13 protein-coding genes and 2 riboswitches are annotated in these 17,402 nt (G+C 70.4%); of the genes, 5 read left to right on the top strand and 8 right to left on the bottom strand.

Translation table 11 applies throughout. The features are described from left to right. Nucleotides 1-59 precede the first annotated feature (59 nt). Nucleotides 60-1,814: a dipeptide ABC transporter ATP-binding protein gene (locus ACWIBS_RS00775; protein WP_376128324.1), complete on the bottom strand. Its 1,755-nt coding sequence runs from the start codon at nucleotides 1,812-1,814 to the stop codon at nucleotides 60-62. A 62-nt stretch (nucleotides 1,815-1,876) separates the two neighbouring features. Here ACWIBS_RS00775 and ACWIBS_RS00780 point away from each other — a divergent pair, with 62 nt between their 5' ends. Then, entirely contained in the window at nucleotides 1,877-2,479 is a 603-nt protein-coding gene (locus tag ACWIBS_RS00780) for a PH domain-containing protein (RefSeq protein ID WP_376128322.1), read from the top strand. 5 nt (nucleotides 2,480-2,484) lie between these two features. Here the strand turns inward: ACWIBS_RS00780 and ACWIBS_RS00785 are convergent, their stop codons facing one another. The 3 genes from ACWIBS_RS00785 to ACWIBS_RS00795 form a co-directional block, all read right to left on the bottom strand. Then, nucleotides 2,485-3,510, bottom strand: a complete 1,026-nt coding sequence (locus ACWIBS_RS00785; RefSeq protein WP_376128320.1) for an ABC transporter permease — start codon at nucleotides 3,508-3,510, stop codon at nucleotides 2,485-2,487. A gap of 34 nt (nucleotides 3,511-3,544) precedes the next feature. Further along, entirely contained in the window at nucleotides 3,545-5,089 is a 1,545-nt protein-coding gene (locus ACWIBS_RS00790) for an ABC transporter permease (RefSeq protein ID WP_376128318.1), read from the bottom strand. A gap of 137 nt (nucleotides 5,090-5,226) precedes the next feature. Then, nucleotides 5,227-7,026: an ABC transporter family substrate-binding protein gene (locus ACWIBS_RS00795; protein ID WP_376128316.1), complete on the bottom strand. Its 1,800-nt coding sequence runs from the start codon at nucleotides 7,024-7,026 to the stop codon at nucleotides 5,227-5,229. A gap of 151 nt (nucleotides 7,027-7,177) precedes the next feature. Here ACWIBS_RS00795 and ACWIBS_RS00800 point away from each other — a divergent pair, with 151 nt between their 5' ends. Beyond that, nucleotides 7,178-7,975: a CPBP family intramembrane glutamic endopeptidase gene (locus ACWIBS_RS00800; protein WP_376128315.1), complete on the top strand. Its 798-nt coding sequence runs from the start codon at nucleotides 7,178-7,180 to the stop codon at nucleotides 7,973-7,975. 211 nt (nucleotides 7,976-8,186) lie between these two features. After that, entirely contained in the window at nucleotides 8,187-9,182 is a 996-nt protein-coding gene (locus ACWIBS_RS00805; RefSeq protein WP_376127257.1) for a hypothetical protein, read from the top strand. A 130-nt stretch (nucleotides 9,183-9,312) separates the two neighbouring features. Here ACWIBS_RS00805 and gcvP read toward each other — a convergent pair whose 3' ends face one another. The 4 genes from gcvP to ACWIBS_RS00825 all read right to left on the bottom strand — a co-directional run bounded on the left by gcvP (nucleotide 9,313) and on the right by ACWIBS_RS00825 (nucleotide 15,203). After that, nucleotides 9,313-12,150 (bottom strand): aminomethyl-transferring glycine dehydrogenase, encoded by a 2,838-nt coding sequence (gene gcvP, locus ACWIBS_RS00810; protein WP_376127276.1) that lies wholly within the window; start codon nucleotides 12,148-12,150, stop codon nucleotides 9,313-9,315. Between the two features lie 53 nt (nucleotides 12,151-12,203). After that, a complete protein-coding gene (gene gcvH / locus ACWIBS_RS00815; RefSeq protein WP_376127255.1) occupies nucleotides 12,204-12,623 on the bottom strand; it encodes a glycine cleavage system protein GcvH in 420 nt (139 codons plus the stop codon). Next, nucleotides 12,620-13,744 carry a glycine cleavage system aminomethyltransferase GcvT gene (gcvT, locus tag ACWIBS_RS00820; protein ID WP_376127253.1) on the bottom strand — a complete coding sequence of 375 codons (1,125 nt, stop codon included), beginning with the start codon at nucleotides 13,742-13,744 and terminating at the stop codon, nucleotides 12,620-12,622. The genes gcvH and gcvT overlap by 4 nt, the downstream gene beginning before the upstream one ends. Nucleotides 13,745-13,792: 48 nt before the next feature. Beyond that, nucleotides 13,793-13,895: riboswitch (glycine riboswitch) on the bottom strand. After that, a riboswitch (glycine riboswitch) is annotated at nucleotides 13,896-13,993 on the bottom strand. A 37-nt stretch (nucleotides 13,994-14,030) separates the two neighbouring features. Then, nucleotides 14,031-15,203: a MarP family serine protease gene (locus ACWIBS_RS00825; RefSeq protein ID WP_376127251.1), complete on the bottom strand. Its 1,173-nt coding sequence runs from the start codon at nucleotides 15,201-15,203 to the stop codon at nucleotides 14,031-14,033. A 106-nt stretch (nucleotides 15,204-15,309) separates the two neighbouring features. Between ACWIBS_RS00825 and ACWIBS_RS00830 the strand changes: the two genes are divergently transcribed. Together ACWIBS_RS00830 and nadA are read left to right on the top strand one after the other, a co-directional pair. Then, on the top strand, nucleotides 15,310-16,050 hold the full coding sequence (locus ACWIBS_RS00830) for an NUDIX hydrolase (RefSeq protein WP_376127249.1): 741 nt from the start codon (nucleotides 15,310-15,312) through the stop codon (nucleotides 16,048-16,050). Between the two features lie 24 nt (nucleotides 16,051-16,074). Beyond that, nucleotides 16,075-17,400: a quinolinate synthase NadA gene (gene nadA / locus ACWIBS_RS00835; protein ID WP_376127247.1), complete on the top strand. Its 1,326-nt coding sequence runs from the start codon at nucleotides 16,075-16,077 to the stop codon at nucleotides 17,398-17,400. Nucleotides 17,401-17,402 lie beyond the last annotated feature (2 nt).

The following is a 17,402-nucleotide window of genomic DNA, read 5'->3' on the forward strand; positions in this document are numbered from 1 at the left end:
CGACGTTCCAGTTTATCGCAGACGCCTGGGCGGCTCCCGTACGTACGCGCCGCGGAGTGTCAGACCGCGTCGCCCTCGGCCCGCAGCAGCTGGTGCCGCAGTGTTCGACGCGCGGCCTGCACGTCGGGATCGGGCACGGGGATCGCGGCGATGAGCCGCTGCGTGTACGGCTCCTTCGGATCACGCAGGATCTGGTCGCGCGTGCCCTGCTCGGCGATCCTGCCGTGGTGAAGCACGATGATCCGGTCGGCCATCGCGTCGACGACGGCGAGGTCGTGACTGATGAACAGGCACGCGAACTTGTGCTCGGACTGCAGCTGGAGCAGCAGTTCGAGCACGTGCGCCTGCACCGACACGTCGAGGGCGCTCGTCGGCTCGTCGGCCACGAGCAGTCGCGGCTGCAGGGCGAGGGCACGGGCGATCCCGACGCGCTGCTTCTGCCCGCCCGACAGCTCGTGCGGGTAGCGGTTGCGGTAGCTGCGCGGAAGGTGCACTTCGTCGAGCAGGGTCTCCACGCGCTTGTCGAGCGCCGCGCCCTTCGCTTCGCGAGCGAGCAGGATCGGCTCGCCGATGCTCTCGCCGATCGGCAACCGCGGGTTGAGGGATGACGACGGGTCCTGGAAGACGATGCCGACCTTGCGGCGCAGCGACGCGATCGTCTTCCGCGAGCCCGAGCTGATGTCGATGCCGTCGACGACGAGCGTGCCCTCGGCGATCGGCTGGAGGCCGATCGAGGCGCGCCCGATGGTCGACTTCCCCGAGCCGGATTCCCCGACGAGACCGACGATCTCGCCCTCGCCGATCGCGAGCGAGACGTCGTCGACGGCGCGGAACGCCGCCACGCGCCCGCGCTTGCCGTACTCGATCGACACCCCGGAAAGCTCCAGCACGGGCTCCGAGACGACGGCGACGTCGGCCGCGCGCTCGCTCCCCGCGGCGCCGGCCTCGACCACGTCGACGACGTGCGCGAGGCTCTCGACCACATCGACGACGTCTCCGCCCGCGCCCTCGCCGAGGCGCGGCACGGCGGCCAGGAGCGCGCGGGTGTACGCATGGCGGGGGTGCTCGAGCACCTGCCGCACGTCGCCCTGCTCGACGATCTCGCCGTCCTTCATCACGACGATCCAGTCGGCGAGGTCGGCGACGACGCCCATGTCGTGCGTGATGAGCAGGATCGCGGAGTCCAGGCGGTCGCGCAGATCCCGCAGCAGATCGAGGATCTCGGCCTGGACCGTCACGTCGAGCGCGGTCGTGGGCTCGTCGGCGATGAGAAGAGCGGGATCGAGGCTGATCGCCTGCGCGATCATGGCGCGCTGGCGCTGGCCGCCCGAGAGCTGGTGCGGGTACGAGGCGAACGCCTTCTCGGGATCGGGCAGTCCCACCAGACCGAGCAGCTCGATCGCGCGTTCCCTCGCCTCGGACGGACTCTTCGACGTGTGCGCCCGGATCGCCTCGACGACCTGGAAGCCGACCGTGAGGACGGGGTTGAGCGCCGTCATGGGCTCCTGGAAGATGGCGGCGACCTGCGGCCCCCGCAGCTGGCGCAGCTGGCGCGGACCCATTCCCACGATCTCGCGGCCGTTCACCTTGATGCTGCCCCGGACGCGGCTGTTGCGCGGCAGCAGGTCGAGGACGGCCATCGAGCTCGCGCTCTTGCCCGACCCCGACTCCCCCACGACGGCGACGACCTGGCCGCGTTCGATCGCATAGGTGAGGTTCTTGGCCGCGGGCACCCAGACGTCGTCGACGGCGAAGTCGACGCTGACGTCGGTCATCTCGAGGGCGGCGCCGTTCGGCTGCTCGGTCGTGCTCATGAAGAGATCCTCCCTGTCCCGCGACCGAGGCGACCCGGGTGCGGGGATGACAGAATGACCGGATGCCGCGGCTCGTCTTCCGTCCGATGTTCAATCGAGTGCTGAGCGTCACGATCTGGGTGGCGCTGGCCGCCCTCGCGGTGACCGCCCTCGTCGTACCGGCCGCGGGCGAGGCGGCACCCGGACTGCTCGTGGGTGCGGCATCCGCGGGTGTGCTCGTATGGGCGCTGCTGTGGGCGCCGTTCGTCGCGGTCGATGACGACCGGGTGACGATCGCGAACGTCGTCGTGGAGTACCGCGTGCCGTGGGCCGCGGTCATCCACGTCGAGACGCGCTACTCGCTCCTCGTGCACACGCCCGGTCGTCGCATCAGCGCGACCGCTGCACCGGCGCCGGGTGCCATGGCGGGAGTCCGCGCCGCGCGCGCGCATCGGCGATCCGAAGCGGCCTCGGCCCCCGGCATCCGCCCGTCGGACCTGCCGACGACCGACTCGGGCCGCGCCGCCGATCTCGTGCGCAGGCGCTGGCAGGAGGGTCTGCGCACCGGTCGCGTCGAGTCGGGTGTCGCCGGTGAGACGCCCGTCGCCGTGAGCCCGCGCACGCTGTCGGTCGCGGCGATCGTCGCCGGGGTCGCGGGACTCGTGTGCGCGGCGCTGCTGATCTGACGCGCTCATGTGCGCTCCCGCCGACTCTCGACCGGCTCCTTCGTCCGCCGCAGCGAGAAGCGCTTCTGGCGCGGGTCGAAGGCGTCGCGCAGGCCGTCGCCGACGAAGTTGATCAGCAGGGCGAGCAGGACGATGAACGTCGCCGGCCACCAGAACAGCCACGGACGCGTCTGGAACGCGGACTGGTTGTCCGAGATGATGAAGCCGAGCGAGACGTCCGGCGGACGCACGCCGAGGCCGAGGTAGCTCAGCGCCGTCTCGAGCAGGATCGCCGCCGCCGCCAGCAGCGTCGCCGCCACGATCACGACGCCGATCGCGTTGGGCAGGATGTGCTTGAAGATGATGCGGGCGTCGCTGGCGCCGGCGACGCGTGCCGCTTCGACGAACTCGCGTTCGCGCAGCGTCAGGAATTCGCCCCGCACGAGACGCGCGATCGTCATCCACGAGACCATCGCGAGGAAGAACGCGAGCGGCCAGACGCCCAGGCCACCGGTCGCGCGTCCGACGACGGCGCCGATGACGAGCACGGGGATGACGATGAAGACATCGGTGACCCGCATGAGGATCGAGTCGACGATGCCGCGGTAGTACCCGGCGATCGCCCCGATGACGGTGCCGACGACCGTGCCGACGATCGAGATGACGAACATCACGACGATCGAGTTCTGGATGCCGCGCATCGTCATCGCGAAGTAGTCGATGCCGATGCGGTCCTGCCCGAACGGGTGCTCCCCCAGCGCGATGCCCGCACCGCCGAGCCACTGCGGGATGAGCGAGATGGTCGGTGCCCCGCCGTTCTGCTGCGTGTTGAGCGTCGTGTAGTTGTGGTGCCACCAGCCGGGGATCGGCCCGATGCCGATCGCCGAGATCGAGAAGATCGCGATCAGCAGGAACAGGATGCCGGACACCACCGACACGCGATTGGCGAAGAAGCGACGCAGGATGAGCCGCCCCTGGCTCACTCCGACCGTGTTCTCGTCGTCGGGCGCCGCGGCCGGGGTCGGCGGCTCGGGCATGATCTGCTGGCTCATCGGACGACCTCCCGGGACGAGCGGTTCTCGGCGATCATGCGGCCACCCGCACTCGAGGATCGAGCGCCGCGTAGGCGAGGTCGGCGAGGAAGTTGAAGACGATCGCGGTGATCGCGATGACGAGGAAGTACCCCATGACGGGGTTGACGTCCACGCGCGTGATGCCCAGGACGAAGAGCGAGCCCATGCCGCTGATCGCGAAGACGCGTTCGGTGATGACCGCGCCGCCCAGCAGGGCGCCGACGTCGGTTGCGATGAGCGTCACGATGGGGATGAGCATGTTGCGCAGGGCGTGCCGCATGACGACCGTGCGCTCGGGCAGGCCCTTGGCGCGCGCCGTGCGGATGTAGTCCTGGTTCATCACCTCGAGCAGGCCCGCGCGGGCGTACCGGGTGTAGCCGGCGAACGAGATCAGCAGCAGGGCGACGGTCGGCAGCAGCAGGTGGGTGAAGCTGTCGATGCCCGTGAGCCACACGTCGCCGTTGAAGCCGGGGGTGCTGGCGCCCACGGTGGCGATGGGGCGGTTGTTGATCCGCGGGTTGGCCATGTACTCGGGCCAGGACTGCATGTAGCGGTCGAGCACGACGAAGCCGCTCGACACGAAGGCGACGATGCCTCCGATGCGCGCCGCCATCCCGCGGTCGGGTCCGCCCAGCAGGAGCCCCGATCCGATGCCGACGGCGATCGCCACGAGCCCGAGGATGATGAGGGTGCCGAGCGTCGACACGTTGAACAGGCCCTGCAGGGCGAAGTAGCAGACGTAGGCGATCGCGCCGTTGAGGGCGGCGATCATGAGGGCGCGGCGGTTCTCGAGCCCCGCCAACAGCGCCGTGGTCAGCACGACGGTCCCCCCGATGAGGAGGAAGAGGCCGACGGGGCCGAGTCCGGGCTGGCGGAACCAGTCGACGATGTCGAAGTAGATGAGAAGAGCCGCCGTCACGCCGCCCGAGGCGACGGCGACGACGAGGCGCCGGCGAACGGGGCCGCCGATCATCGCCTGCCAGACGATGGCGCTGACGACCGCGACGAGCGCGATCACCCAGGCGGGGATGGTCGTGGCCGATTGCAGGAAGTCGTTGAACCCGATCGCGAGGAATTCCTTCAACAGCACCGCGATGAGGAACGAGGGCAGCGAATACAGGAAGAAGCTCAGCAGGGTGACGCTGAAGTCGAAGCCGCTGTACTGGCGAAGCGCGGTGACGATACCGACCGCGACGCCGAGCACGATGGCGATGAGGAACGCAGCGGTCACGAGCTGCAGCGTCGAGGCCATCGCCGGCGGCAGGATGTCGGTGACGGCGGCGTTGGAGATCGTGAGGCCGAGGTCGCACGTGCCGACGAACGGGACGAGGCACTGGGCCGCTCCGCCGAGCCACAGGAAGTAGCGCAGCACGGGAGGCACATCCAGGTCGAGCGCGTTGATCCGCGCCGCGATGAGCTGATCCCGGTTCGGCGCGTTGCTTCCCTCGAGGTCCTGCAGCGGGTTGCCGGAGTTCGCCGCGAGCACGTACATCAGGAAGGATGCCGCGAGCAGTACCAGGATCGAGACGGCGATGCGTCTGAGGACGAATCCCACCATGGGGTATCCGGTCTCCTTCGATCGGGTCGAGGCGAGCGCCTCGACGGACTGATTCCCGAACGACAGGCAGGAGGCGCCGGAGCCGTAGAAGACTCCGGCGCCTCACTGCCCGTCACACGGGTGTCATGCCCGGGGCATCAGCCCGCGAGCGTCCACTCCTGCGCATTCCAGACGATACCCGTCTGACCGCCGAAGTGCTCGATACCGGTGACCGAGCCGTTGTCGGCGAACAGACCCGGCAGCTGGAAGAGCGGCAGACCGAAGAAGTCGGCCGCGGTGTGCGCGTCGATCTCGATCTTGATCTCGGTCAGGCGCTCGGGGTCGAGCGTGACCTGGCTCTCGTCGGCCAGGGCGTTGACCTCGGCGTTGTTGTAGTTGTTGTAGTTGCCGCCGCCGCCGTTCTTGAAGATCTGCGGGAGCGCCGCGTTGCCGGCACCCGGCGAGATCCAGCCGAAGATCGACGCGTCGTAGCTGCCGCTGCCCAGGAGCGAGCTCCAGTCGGGCGAACCGGCGTCCTCGATCACGAAGCCCGCCTCCTGCGCCGACTGCTGGATGGCGCGGAAGCTGTCGACACGGTTCGGGTTGTTCGTGTTGTAGAGGATGCGGACGGTCGGGGTCGCACCGGCGAGCAGCTCGCGAGCGCCCTCGATGTCCGGCTCGTCATAGGCGTCGTAACCGCTCGCGGCGACGGCGTCGGGGTAGGCGGCATCCGTCGGCAGGAAGATCTGCGAGTTGAGCACACCGGCGTCGGGGTTGACGGGGGTGATGATCGACTCGAGGATCTGCTGGCGCGGGATCGTCTTCATGAACGCCTCGCGCACGTTCGCCTCGGCGAACACACCCGTGAAGTTCAGGTCGAGGTGGTCGTACGACAGCTGGTCGCCCGCGTGGATCGTGGCACCGGCGTTGTCCAGCGCCGTCAGCGTGTCAGCCGACGCCTGCGGGTAGATCGCGTTGACCTCACCGTTCTGCAGGGCCGTGACCTGGGCGTTCGAGTCGCCGATGAAGCGCATGATGAGCTGGTCGTACGAGGGCGACAGGTCACCGGTGTACTCCGGGTTCTTCTCGAGCGTGATGCTCGACTCCGGGACGAAGTCGGTCACGATGAACGGTCCGCTGCCGACGAGGAGGCTCTCGTCGGTCGGCATCGCCGTGACGTCGTAGCCGGTGTTCCAGAAGTCGGCGGCCGCCTTCAGGACGGGGTTCGCCTCGACGGGAGCGTCGACGTCGCCCTCGGGCATCTCTTCGATCGTCGAGATGAACTCCTCGAGCGACACTCCGGCCTTCTCGGCGAGCACGTGCGCGGGCTTGCCGATCGGGTTGACCAGCTCCCAGTCCACGTACGGGGTGTCGTAGGTGATCGTCATCGAGAGGTTGTCGTCGCTGATCTCGGGGAACGACGTCGTGTCCAGGCCCGCCGTGCTGCCGGCGAGCGAGAAGTACTGGGTGCCGCCGTTGGTGACATCGCCCGTCGCGGGGTCGATGATGGCGTCGTTGAAGTAACCCGAGTTGATCGCCCAGTTCACGAGCATGTCGTCGGCGGTGATGTCCTCGCCGTCCGACCACTTGAGGCCCTCGTTGAGGGTGTACTGCACCGTCAGCGGGTCTTCCGAGACCTGCTCGTAGGTGCCGAAGTCCTCGTTCTTGATCAGGGTGTAGTCCTGGTCCAGACGGACGAAGCCGCCGAGGCCGAGGCCTCCGCTGACGCCCGTCAGGTAACCGACCATGCCGTTCGTGTCGAGGTTCGCCTCGGGGGTGTCGCCGTTGAACGACGTGAAGGCGTTGGTGGTCGCGATCGTGATCGTGCCACCCTGCGTCTCGGGAGTCTCTTCATCGTTGCCACCGCCGTCGGTGGTGCAGCCGGCGAGCGCGAGAGCCGCAACCGCGACCACGCCCCCGACCACCACGGCGCGAGAGCGCCGGATCTGGATAGTCACATTTCCTCCTGTGCAAGGTTGAGTGCCCGGTATGTGCTACCCGGACACGACACGGACACCGTAAGCACGCGCCGATGACGGCGCAAAACACCTGTGCAAACCGTTACAGATCCTTAACTCGGCGTGACCGCGGTGTGACATTCTTGACAAGATGCGCTCCCATCGCCCCGCCGAGATCCTCGCCCCAGGATCGCAGCGGACGCGTACGAAATGGGAGATCGGGCTCGTCCTCGCCGTCACGGTCGGGCAGTCGGCCGTCTACTCGGTGATCTCGCTCGTTCGGGCCCTCCTGCGGCCCACCCCGATCGGCGATCAGCAGACGCAGCTGAACCCGCCACGCGATGACGCCGCGATCTGGGACGCCGTCTACCAGCTGCTGTCGGTGTTCTTCGGTCTGTGCCTCGTGGCGCTCGTCGTCTTCCTGCTGTGGGAACCCGGGACGAATGCGCTGCGGCGCATCGGGCTCGACTTCCGGCGCTTCGGCGGCGACCTCGGTCGCGGCATCCTGCTCGCCGCCGTCATCGGCGTGCCCGGCCTCGGGCTCTATGCGGCCGGACGCGCGCTCGGCATCACGGTGCAGGTGCAGGCATCGCCGCTCGACGCGGCGTGGTGGGCGGTGCCGCTGCTCGTGCTCGCGGCGCTGCGGGCAGGGCTGACCGAAGAGGTCATCTTCGTCGCCTACCTGTTCGACCGGCTCCGGCGCCTGGGGTGGGGGTGGTGGACGATCATCCTCTCGACCGCGGCGCTGCGGGCCGGCTACCACGCCTATCAGGGCTTCGGTGCGATCATCGGAAACTTCGTCATGGGCGTCGTGTTCGGCTGGTGCTACCGCCGATGGGGTCGCGTCATGCCCCTCGTCATCGCCCACACCGTCATCGACGTCGTCGCCTTCGTCGGCTACCCCCTCGCCGTCGTGCTCTGGCCGGCGCTCTTCGCCCCGCTTCCCTGACCCCCGCTTCTCCCGCGAGACTGCAACGGCGCGCCGAAACAGCGGGGTTCACCCACGGTCTCGGCGCGCCGTTGCAGTCTCGCCGGTAGGGGGCGGATGCTGCGGGGTGGGCGGGTGCGCCGGTTCCTCCCCAGGGCGGGCGTGACGTCGCGCGTCCACGGATCGCACCGTCGAGCACCGTGGGCCGAGCGCGGGCGCCCACAGTCTGTGCATGGTGTTCACGTCGACTCTCGCTCGGGGGCGCGCCGCGCTCGCGCCGAGCCCCATCGCGCTGCTGCGCTCGTCCGAGTTCGCTCATCCCGAGCGGCAGGTCGCCTCGGGCGACCTCGTGCGGGTGCGCCGCGGCATCCTGGCACCGGGGCCGCAGTGGCACGCGCTTGCGCCCTGGCAGCGGTATCTCGCCCGCGTGCACGCCGTCATTCTGACCCACCCCGGCGTCGTACTCTGCCTCGAGTCCGCGGCGGCGGCGCAGGGGCTCCCGGTCTTCGGGGACCCGGGCACCGTGCACATCCTCGCCGGCGGTCACGGAACGTCGCGGATGGGCGGCGGCGTGCGAGTGCACACGACGGCGGGCGACCGGGCGATCGACGATCTGGGCGGAGCATTCGTCACGACGGCGATCGACACCGTGGTCGACCTCGCACGCCTGCGACACGGTGCCGTGGGCCTCGCGGTGGCGGATGCTGCGCTCCGCGCCGACCCGTCGGTCACGGTCGAGATGCTCGTGGCGGCGAACGAGGCCCGGCCCAGCAGCCGCGGACGACGCGCCGCGCGATGGCCCCTGCACCGCGCGGCGCCGCTCGCCGAGACGCCGCTCGAGTCGGTCAGCCGCGCCGTCGTGGAGTGGCTCGGGTTCGAGGAGCCCGAGCTGCAGCGCGAGTTCCGCACCGATGACGTCGTGGACCGCTGCGACATGTGGTGGCCGCGCGCGCGCATCATCGGCGAGGCCGACGGCGAGGTGAAATACGACGGGTCGCTGCAGGACCCCGCGACGGCGATCCGCAACGAGAAGAGCCGCGATCGTCGCCTGCTGACCCACGCGGCGAGGATCGCGCACTGGGGGTGGCCCGACGCCGTGCAGGTCGATCCGCTGCGCACGACGTTGCGCGCCGCCGGGCTGAGGCCGATCCGGCCGGAGTCGTCGCCCGAGCTCTACGCCCTGCGGGCGGCGGTGCGTGCGCCGCATCCCTCCCGCGCCTCCGGCTGAGCGGGGCGCGGCACCCCGCGCCGCATCACGGCCGCCCGCACCTCACCCGCGAGACTGCATCCGGGCGCCGAGACTGCGGGTGAATCCCACGGTCTCGGCCTCCCGTTGCAGTCTCGCGGTCAAGGGGGTGTCAGGCGAAGGCCTCGATCGGCGGGCACGCGCACACGAGGTTGCGGTCGCCGTACGCCTGGTCGATGCGGCGCACGGGCGGCCAGTACTTCGCGCGCACGAGCGAGCGCACGGGGTACACCGCCTCGGCCCGGGTGTACGGGTGCGTCCACTCCCCCTCGATCGCCGCCGCCGCCGTGTGCGGCGCGTTCACGAGCGGGTTGTCGTCGGCCGGCCACCGACCCGCGGCGACCGCGTCGGCCTCGGCCTTGATCGCGATCATGGCCTCGATGAACCGCTCGATCTCGGCGAGGTCCTCGGACTCCGTCGGCTCGACCATGAGCGTTCCCGCGACGGGGAACGACATCGTCGGCGCGTGGAAGCCGTAGTCGATCAGCCGCTTGGCGACATCGTCGACCGTGATCCCCGTCGCGTCGCGGAGCGGGCGCAGATCGAGGATGCACTCGTGCGCGACGAGCCCGGCCTCGCCCGTGTACAGCACAGGGAAGTGGTCCCGCAGCCGCGCGGCGATGTAGTTCGCCGACAGCACGGCCGTCGCCGTCGCCTCGCGCAGCCCCGCCGCGCCCATCATGCGCACGTAGGCCCACGAGATCGCGAAGATGCTGGCCGAACCCTGGGGAGCCGCCGAGATCGGACCGCCGTCGAAGACGAACCCTCCCGCGTGATCCTTGCGCTGCGAGAACGGATGCGACGGCAGATACGGCGCGAGATGCGCCTTCGCCGCGACCGGTCCGACACCGGGGCCTCCCCCGCCGTGCGGGATCGCGAACGTCTTGTGCAGGTTGAGGTGCGAGACGTCACCGCCGAGGTCGCCGAACCGCGCGAACCCGAGCAGGGCGTTGAGGTTCGCGCCGTCGACGTAGACCTGCCCGCCCGCGTCGTGCACGGCCTGCGTGATCTCGAGCACGTCGTGCTCGTACACGCCGTGCGTCGAGGGGTAGGTGATCATGAGCGCCGAGAGCTCGTCGGCGTGCGCCGCGATCTTGGCGCGCAGGTCGTCGAGGTCGACGTTGCCGGCCTCGTCGCACGCGACGACGACGACCTTCATGCCGGCCAGGACCGCGGATGCCGCGTTGGTGCCGTGCGCCGACGAAGGGATGAGGCACACCGTGCGCGCGGCCTCGCCGTTCGCACGGTGATATGCCCGGATCGCCATGAGTCCGGCGAGCTCGCCCTGCGAGCCCGCGTTGGGCTGCAGCGAGACGGCGTCGTACCCCGTCACTTCGGCCAGCCACGTCTCGAGCTGCTCGATGAGCGCGAGATAGCCGCGCACGTCGGCTTCGGGAGAGAACGGATGCACCCGCGCGAACTCCGGCCACGTGATCGCGGTCATCTCGGTCGCGGCGTTGAGCTTCATGGTGCACGACCCGAGCGGGATCATGCCGCGGTCCAGCGCATAGTCGCGGTCGGCGAGCAGCTTGAGGTAGCGCATCATGGCGGTCTCGGAGCGGTGCGACGAGAAGACCGGGTGCGTCAGGTACTCGTCGTCGCGCCACAGCGACGCCGGCACGCCCGCGAGCGGCGTCGCGTCGGCGAACGGCACGGCACGCTCGCCCTGGTCGCCGCCGCCGAGGAACTCGCCCTCGGGGAGCCCGAACGCCCACGCCACGGCGGCGAGGTCTTCGTCGGTCGTCGTCTCGTCCACCGAGATGCCCACGGTCGCGTCATCCGCCCAGAACAGCTGATAGCCGCGTTCGCGCGCGCGATCGATGACGCGGCGCGACGGCCCCGGCGTGACGACGCGGAGCGTGTCGAAGAACGAGTCCGACCGCACCGAGAGGCCGTACGAGCGCAGCCGTTCGGCGAGCGCCTCGGCCTTCTTCGCGACGTCGGTCGCGATCGCCTTCAGTCCGTCGGCACCGTGGTACACGGCGTACATCGCCGCCATGACGGCCAGCAGCACCTGCGCCGTGCAGATGTTGGAGGTCGCCTTCTCGCGGCGGATGTGCTGTTCACGCGTCTGCAGCGACAGGCGGTACGCGGGCTGACCCGCGGCATCCACCGACACGCCGACGAGTCGCCCGGGCAACTGGCGCTCGAGCCCCGACCGCACGGCCATGTAGCCCGCGTGGGGGCCGCCGAAGCCGAGCGGCACGCCGAAGCGCTGCGTCGTGCCGACGGCGACATCGGCGCCGAGCGACCCCGGCGAGCGCAGCAGCGTGAGCGCGAGCAGGTCGGCCGCCGCGACGACGAGTCCTCCGGCGACATGCGCCGCGTCGATGACTCCCGACGGGTCCCACACGCGACCGGATGCACCGGGGTACTGCACGAACACGCCGAAGAGGTCGTCGGGCAGCGTCGCGCCGTCGGCGAGGGCGAGCTCGACGAGCTCGACACCGACGGCGTCGGCCCGCGAGCGCAGGAGCGCCCTGGTCTGCGGCAGCGCGTCGGCGTCGACGACGAAGACGTTCGAGCGCGACTTCGACGCGCGTCGGGCGAGCAGCATCCCCTCGACGACGGCGGTCGACTCGTCGAGCATCGACGCGTTCGCCGTCGCGAGACCCGTGAGATCGGTGACCATGGTCTCGAAGTTGATGAGCGCTTCGAGCCGGCCCTGTGAGATCTCGGGCTGATACGGCGTGTACGCGGTGTACCACGACGGATTCTCGAGCACGTTGCGCGTGATGACCGACGGCGTGAAGGTGTCGTAGTAGCCGAGACCGATCATGGGGCGCGCGGAACGATTCTGCGACGCGAGGACCCGCAGTTCGGCAAGCGCCTCGGCCTCGGTCGCCGCCGCCGGGATGTCGCTCGTCTCGCGCGGGGAGACGTGAATGGATGCCGGGACGGCGGTCTGCACGAGAGCGTCGAGCGAGTCGTACCCGAGCTCGTCGAGCATGGCGCGCTGCGCCGCGGCATCCGTTCCGATGTGCCTCGCCGCGAACTGGCCCGTCACGCGTCGCCGCCGGTGAGGGCGACGTAGGCGTCGCGGTCGAGGAGCCCCTCGGCCACCGTCGCGTCGACGCGGATCTTGAGCAGCCACGCCGCACCGTACGGGTCGGAGTTGACCAGCGACGGGTCGTCGATGACGGCCTGGTTGACCTCGACGACCTCGCCGGTGAGCGGAGCGTAGAGCTCGCCGACGGACTTCGTCGACTCGATCTCGCCGACGATCGTGCCCGCCTCGACGGCGGATCCCGCGTCGGGAAGCTCGACGAAGACGACGTCGCCGAGCTTCTCGGCGGCGTAGTCGGTGATGCCGACCGTCGCGATGACGGCATCAGCCGGCACCTGCCCTGAGCCTGTCGAAGGGTCTGCGAAGGCGATCCACTCGTGTTCGGCGGTGTACTGAAGACTGTTGATGTCGGTCACGGGTTTCTCCGATAGAAGGGCATGGCGGTGACGGTCGCGGGGATGCGGGTTCCGCGCACGTCGATGGACAGTTCGGTTCCGGGCTCGCTCGCGCCGGGCGAGACGTACGCCATCGCGATGGGGTGCCCGAGGGTCGGGCTGAGAGCACCCGAGGTGATCTCGCCGACGGGCGTGCCGTCGTGCAGCACGGCGTAGCCGGCGCGACCCGCGCGGCGACCTTCGGAAACGAGCCCGACGAGGACGGGTGCGCCCGAGGCGACGACGCTCTCGAGCGCCGCACGCCCGACGAAGTCGGCGGCCTTGGTCTTGAGCGGCACGACGCGGCCGAGGCCGGCCTGAGCCGGCACGATGTCGAGCGAGAGCTCATGGCCGTACAGCGGCATCCCCGCCTCGAGGCGCAGGGTGTCGCGCGCGGCCAGACCCGCCGGGACGAGACCGAGCGGCTCGCCCGCGGCCAGCAGCGCATCCCACAGGGCGCCGGCCTGCGACGCGGCGACGCTCAGCTCGAAGCCGTCTTCGCCCGTGTAGCCCGTGCGGCTGACGAGCACGGTGGCGCCGTCGAAGCGCATGCCCATCGCGGTGTAGTACGGCAGGGACTCCAGCGTGTGGCCCATCGCGACGGCGTCGTCGTGCTCGAGCCCGGCCGTCGCGCGGAGGATCTCCTGCGCGCGGGGCCCCTGCACGGCGATGAGCGCATCGTCGGTCTCGGCGATCTCGACGTCGAACCCTTCGCGCCGGTCCTGCAGCGCGGCGCGCACGGCGTCGCGGTTGCCCGCGTTGGCCACGAGCAGCAGCTCCTCGGGCGCGGTGCGCGTCACGATGAGATCGTCGACGATGCCGCCGGTCGGCGCGAGCACCATCGTGTACTTCGCCTTCGACAGGGCGAGCTTGCGGGGATCGAACGCGAGCGCGTAGGCGAGGAAGTCCTCGCGGTCGGCACCTGTCACACGGAACTGCGCCATGTGCGAGATGTCGAAGATCCCGGCGGCCGAGCGCACGGCGTGGTGCTCGGCGAGATCGGAGGTGTAGCGCACGGGCATCGACCACCCGCCGAAATCGGTGAAGGACGCACCGAGCGCCTCGTGGCGCTCGCGCAGCGGGGTCGAGCGTAGGTCGGACATGAGTTCTCCCGTCGAGCAGTCGGGTCGGACACCACGCGGCGTCCGGGGAACTCCCCCTCTGTCATAGGCCTGAGAGCTTCGCCGGCGAACCGGCTTTCTCCTTCGGCGGATGCGTGCTCACCAGCTCGCGCGCATCACTCTCCAGAGCGGCCGGACGTGGGCGGTACGCGGACCTGAGAGATTGGCGGGGAGGCTTGCTCCTTCGGTGCCCGCTCCGTCGCCGGATCGGGGCTCTCCCGCACACGTCATGCGGCCTGTCTTCAATTACTCCGCCAGCATAGCGGGCTCACCCGACACAGCGCCCCGACGAGACGGCGTCGGAGTAGCCGGGGGCCGCCTCGGCGACGGGGGTGAGCTCGGCCATCGTCATGGCGTAGCCGCGCGTGTCATCGCCCTCGGCGCGCGCGAACACGACACCGGCGACCTCGCCGCCGGCCGTGAGAAGCGGTCCGCCCGAGTTCCCCGGCCGCACGGTGGCCTGCAGCGCGTACACCTCGCGGGGAGTGAGCCCCTCGTCGTGGATGTCGGCGACCGGTACCGTGCCGACCGAGAGGACGCTCGCGGGGTTCGACGTGAAGGGTCCGCCGTGCGGGTATCCCTGCACGGCGCCCGCTGCCCCGGGCGCGAGCGTGGGCGAGCGCGGCAGTGGCGCCGCACCGAGGTCGTCGACGGCGATGACGGCGAGGTCGTCGACGGGGTCGAAGTACACGATCCTGCCCTCGCGCGCCGCCGCGCCGGGAAGCTCGACGATGGGCACATCGACACCCGCGACGACGTGCGCGTTGGTCACGACACGGTCGGGGGCGACGACGAAGCCGCTTCCTGTCGCGCTGAGACCGCACGAGTACGCGGTCCCCGAGACGCGGGCGACGGATGCCGCGGCCCGCTGCAGCGCCGGATCGTCGAGTGCGACCGGCGGTGCCGGCTGTGCGCCGCCCGGACCGAGCAGATCGCCCAGACGCGGAAGCCCGTCGTCGAGCACGGTCGAGCGAAGCTCCGCCAGCGCGGCGTCCACGGGCGCCGGGGTGAGCGCATCGAGCACCTGCAGCACGCGGGACGACGCGACGGCGGTCGAGATCCCCGGAATGCCGACGGCGGAGACGGCGGGCGCCACGAGCACGAGCGCGAGGGCCGCGACGACGACGCTCGCGATCCCCCCGAGGAACCGTTCGATGCCGCGCAGCTTGAGCCGGTCCGTGCCCGAGCGCAGCGCCGTGCCGATCACCGAGCCGATGAGCGTGCCCGCGACGAGAAGGCCCACGGCCGAGGCGAGCACGGCGACGCCGCGCCACGCCGACGAGGGCACCCACGCGCTCACGAGAGGCGTGAGCCAGAACGCGGCGATGCCGCCCGCGACGAGCCCCGCGAGCGTGCCGACGCTCGCGAAGAACCCGCGCCGGATGCCGCCGACGAGGGCGAGCACGAGCAGCACGACGAACAGGACATCGACGATGATCACGCGCGTCCCCCTCTCCGCGACAAGCGTAAGCACGTCGACCGACAAAACGCCGGTTTGCGTTGGCGTCGCCCGGACCCTACGATCGCTTGCGGGAGTTAGGGTCACGATGACACGAACACGAGCGACGGCGGATGCCGCGCCCTCGGGCGCCGCAGACGAGGCGACGCGCGTCGCCGTCTCGACCGTCATCTTCACGCTGCGCCGCGCGGCCGGCGCGGAGCACGCATCGCTCGCCCTGCCGCTGGTCCGCCGCACGCGCGACCCCTACGCGGGCCTGTGGGCGCTGCCCGGCGGCTGGCTCGACGTGACCGAGAGCCTCGATGCCGCGGCATCCCGCACTCTCGCGGAGACGACCGGCCTCGCGCCCAGCTATCTCGAGCAGCTCTACGCCTTCGGCGCCGTCGACCGCTCCCCCACGCGGGTCGTGTCGATCGTCTACTGGGCGCTGCTGCGCGCCGACGACGCCGCGACGGGACTCGTCGACCCCGCGGTGCACGACCCCGAGAACGTCGGCTGGTTCGATGCGTCATCCCTGCCGCCGCTCGCCTTCGACCACGGCGAGATCATCGACTACGCCCTGTGGCGCCTGCGCAACAAGGTCGGCTACAGCCGCATCGCGCACGGTCTGCTCGCCGACGAGTTCACGCTCGCCGAGCTGCGCGCCGTGTACGAGTCGATCCTCGGCCGGCACCTGGATCCGGCGAACTTCCGTCGGCAGGTCGAGAACTCCGGCACCCTCATCCCGACGGACCGCTTCCGCACGGGCAGCCACCGACCCGCACGGCTGTACCGCTACAACCAGAACGTCGAGCTCACCGACCGCGGTCCGCTCGGCGCTCGCGACTGACCCGACCCGAACGGAGCACCCGGCATGCCCGCCGTCAACACCACCCTGCAGCCGCGTCGGCAGCTCGACGCATCGGTCGACCACCTGATCCAGGACATCGTCTCGGGCGCATCGGCCGACGAGACCTGCAGCACGGATCTCGCGGCAGGCCCGTGGGACTTCGACGCGCGACCCGGCTACGGTCCGGGCTCGTCGATGGGCGACGTCATCCCGACGGGAGCGCCGCGCCAGGGCGAGCTGCCCCGCGCGTACCGCGAGGCATCCGACGACGAGCTGCACGCCCGCATCGTCGCGGCGAAGCAGACGCTCGGCGACCGCGTCGTGGTGCTCGGCCACTTCTACCAGCGTGAAGAGGTCGTGCGTCACGCCGACTACGTGGGCGACTCGTTCCAGCTCGCGAACGCGGCGCTCGAGCATCCCGATGCGGACGCGATCGTCTTCTGCGGCGTGCACTTCATGGCCGAGACCGCCGACCTGCTGTCCCGCCCCGAGCAGGCGGTCATCCTGCCGAACCTCGCGGCCGGGTGCTCGATGGCCGACATGGCCGACATCGACCAGGTCGAGGAGTGCTGGGAGCAGCTCGAAGACGTCTACGGCGACCTCGCCGCCGTGGATGCCGACGGCCGCGTGCCCGTCATCCCCGTCACCTATATGAACTCCTCGGCCGCGATCAAGGGCTTCGTGGGGCGGCACGGCGGCATCGTGTGCACGTCGTCGAACGCGCACACGGTGCTCGAATGGGCCTTCGCGCGCGGGCGCCGCGTGCTGTTCTTCCCCGACCAGCACTTGGGGCGCAACACCGCGAAGGCGATGGGCGTGCCGCTCGAGCAGATGCCGCTGTGGAATCCGCGCCGACCTCTGGGCGGTGCATCCGTGGCCGAGCTCGAAGACGCGCGCGTCATCCTGTGGCACGGGTTCTGCTCGGTGCACCGCCGGTTCTCGGTCGAGCAGATCGACAAGGCGCGTGCCGAGCATCCCGGCGTGCGCGTCATCGTGCACCCCGAATGCCCCATGGAGGTCGTCGACGCCGCCGACGAGTCGGGGTCGACCGACTACATCCGTCGCGCGATCGAGGCGGCGACCGAGCCCACGACGTTCGCGATCGGCACGGAGGTGAACCTCGTCCAGCGCCTCGCGGCGGCGAACCCGCAGCACGAGATCTTCTGCCTCGACCCCGTCGTGTGCCCCTGCTCGACGATGTACCGCATCCACCCCGGGTACCTCGCCTGGGTGCTCGAGGGGCTCGTCGCCGGCGAGGTGGTCAACCGGATCACCGTTCCCGCGGACGTCGCCGATCCTGCTCGCGTCTCGCTCGAGCGGATGCTGGCGGCCAAGCCCCCGGCTCGATGACT

This window comes from Microbacterium sp. NPDC055442, assembly GCF_053644215.1.